Genomic DNA, 736 nt, shown 5'->3' on the forward strand with positions numbered 1-736 from the left:
CTGGGCAATTAACGAGTTTCGCTGGTTGACTCACTCTGCGGGACTGAAAGATTTATGAGGGGATCCTCCAGCGCCTCACTAAGAGGCAAAATATTGTTGGCTAAAATTAGCGACGAAGGAGCGCAAGCCAAGCGTTTTGCGTCCTTTTGAGTAACTTGTTAGGGATATTACTCCAACAAAGCCTCTTTAGTTTCAATAAGTAAGCGAGCAACTTCAATTGCCTTTTTACTATTCGCGGACATTCCCATTGAACCTGACTCTACCTTAATTAAATAGGCTGAAATCTCATGATCTTTAGAATCGTTGAGTAGCAACTTAAAAACTTGAGGTAAATAGGATTGGTATTCATCACGAGCCATCGGTATGTCGCAAACACCTATAGGATCCCAAAGGTAAAATAGAATTTCATCAACTCGACGATATAATCCTTTTTCCGAAGTGCTGAGCTTATTATTCATATATCCCTAACAGCTTATTAAGAGGAAAAATTCCTTGTTTAAACAAGGAATTTTTCCTCTTATCACACATTAACTAAAGATTAGATTATCACTTTTCCCTCATATCATCAGCGACCTAAGACATGAACTAACAAAAAAGTCAGCACGAAAGGATGCAAGCACTTGTGGAAAAGAGGAATTGCAACAATACTGTATATAAACGGCTCTTCACCGAATGCAGTGGAAAGACTTTCAACTGTGTTGAGCTAGGGTAATATCAGCACACCCTTTTCTATTAT

General features: G+C 38.9%; 1 protein-coding gene. It reads right to left on the reverse strand.

Features of this window, described 5'->3' with window-relative positions:
* Positions 1-167: 167 nt before the first annotated feature.
* A complete protein-coding gene (locus Q4592_RS21785; RefSeq protein ID WP_303516937.1) occupies positions 168-458 on the reverse strand; it encodes a hypothetical protein in 291 nt (96 codons plus the stop codon).
* Between the last annotated feature and the right edge of the window lie 278 nt (positions 459-736).

The organism is Agarivorans sp. 1_MG-2023, assembly GCF_030548385.1.
Taxonomy (GTDB): Bacteria; Pseudomonadota; Gammaproteobacteria; order Enterobacterales; family Celerinatantimonadaceae; genus Agarivorans.

What these genes read in the sequence shown, in the direction of transcription:
- Q4592_RS21785 (WP_303516937.1), bottom strand. Translation starts at nt 458, where the DNA reads ATGAATAATAAGCTCAGCACTTCGGAAAAAGGATTATATCGTCGAGTT.